The sequence below is a fragment of the Rathayibacter sp. AY1C1 genome, from assembly GCF_002932105.1.
In the GTDB taxonomy this organism is placed as follows: Bacteria; Actinomycetota; Actinomycetes; order Actinomycetales; family Microbacteriaceae; genus Rathayibacter.
Map to the genome: position 1 here is coordinate 1 of NZ_PSWH01000068.1, position 1,841 is coordinate 1,841.

Here is a 1,841-nt window from a genome sequence, read left to right on the forward strand (position 1 = left end):
GCACTCGGGAGGCGGGACGCTCCTGAGGCGTCCCGGCTCCCGAGTGCCGGGGTGGTGCAGGGGGTGGGGCTGGTGATCCGGGATCAGGAGGCGGCGATCGCCTCGGTGACCGCGGAGCGGGCGTCGACGGCGCTGTCGGCGGCGAGAGCGAGCTCCGCGTACCGCTTGGCGTCGTCGAGGGTGTGCTCGGCCAGCTCGGCGCGGACGTCGGCGAGAGCCGACGGCGACATCGAGAGGGTGGTGGCGCCGAGGCCGACGAGGACCACGGCGAGCAGCGGGTCGGCGGCGGCTTCTCCGCAGATCCCGACGGGCTTGCCCAGCGCCGCTCCCGCGCGGCCGACCTCGCCGACGAGGCGGAGCACGGCCGGGTGCCACGGGTCCTGGAACGCCGAGACCGTGCCGAGCATGCGGTCGGCGGCGAGCGTGTACTGGGTCAGGTCATTGGTGCCGATCGAGGCGAAGTCCGCGACTCCGAGGATGCGGTCGGCGAGCAGGGCGGAGGAGGGGACCTCCACCATCACTCCGGCGGTGCGGATGCCGAGCTCCCGCGCCATCGAGGTGAAGTAGCGGGTCTCGTCCACGGTCGCGACCATCGGCGCCATGACCCAGAGGTCGGCGTCGGTCGCGGCATCGGCCTGGGCGAGGGCGGTGAGCTGGTCGCGGAGGATCTGCTCGCTGGCGCGGAGGGCGCGCAGTCCGCGGAGACCGAGGGCCGGGTTCTCCTCGTGGTCGTCGTTGAGGAAGCTCAGCGGCTTGTCGGCGCCGGCGTCGAGCGCGCGGACGACGACCTTGCGGCCGGGGAACGCGGCGAGCAGGCGCGTGTACTGCTCCGCCTGCTCGGCGACCGAGGGCGCCTCCTTCGCGTCGAGGAAGAGGAACTCGGTGCGGAACAGCCCCACTCCCTCGGCGCCGAGCTCGACCGCGTTCGCAGCGCCGTCGGCCGAGCCGAGGTTCGCGAGCAGCGGCACGGCATGGCCGTCGGCCAGCGCGCCGGGGACGACCGGTGCGGCGAGCATCTCGGCGCGCTCGGCGATCGAGGACTTCGCGGCGCCGATCTCGGCGTCCGAGGGGTTCACCGTCACGACGCCGGAGGTGGCGTCGAGGATGACGAGCTGGCCGTCCCGCAGGTCGAGGGCGCCGGTGGTGCCGACGATGGCGGTGATCGACTTCTCCCGGGCGAGGATCGCCGTGTGCGAGGTCGGTCCACCGTCGCTGGTGATCAGGCCGAGGACCTTCTCGAGGTCGAGCAGCGCCGTGTCGGCCGGAGCGAGGTCGCGGGCGACGAGCACGAACGGCTCGTCCGACTCGGGGACGCCGGGAGCGGCGACGCCGCGCAGGTGCGCCACGACGCGCTGCGAGACGTCGTCGAGGTCGGTCGCGCGCTCGGCCATGTAGCCGCCCATCGCCACGAGCAGGTCGCGGAAGCCGGCGAAGGCCTCGTGCACGGCGCGCTCCGCGGTCTTGCCCCCGGCGATCCGCGCCTTGACGTCGTCCGCGAGGGACGGGTCCTCGGCCATCAGGGCCTGGGCGTCGAGGACGTCCTTCGCCGAGCCGCCGGCCCGCTCGCCTCGGTGGCGGATCGTCGCGGCGGTGGCGGACAGCGACGAGACGGCGCGCTCCTCCTCCTGGGCGACGCTGCGGGTGCTGGCGGTGTCCTCGGGTTCGGGCAGCGGCTCCGGCATGCGCAGGACCGGCCCGAGGGCCAGCCCGCGTCCCACTCCGGTGCCCTGGAGCTTGGCGGAGGCGTAGGCGGTCTGAGGAGTGGACAGCGTCATGGGTGCTCGTTCCTGTCGTGCGGAGTGCGGGCGGGAGAAGAGGATGCGGGGGGCCGGGAGGAAGCG

1 protein-coding gene is annotated in these 1,841 nt (G+C 74.2%); it reads right to left on the reverse strand.

What is annotated here, in order from left to right:
- Positions 1-83 precede the first annotated feature (83 nt).
- Positions 84-1,682: a phosphoenolpyruvate--protein phosphotransferase gene (gene ptsP / locus C5C71_RS17095; protein WP_104233916.1), complete on the reverse strand. Its 1,599-nt coding sequence runs from the start codon at positions 1,680-1,682 to the stop codon at positions 84-86.
- Positions 1,683-1,841 lie beyond the last annotated feature (159 nt).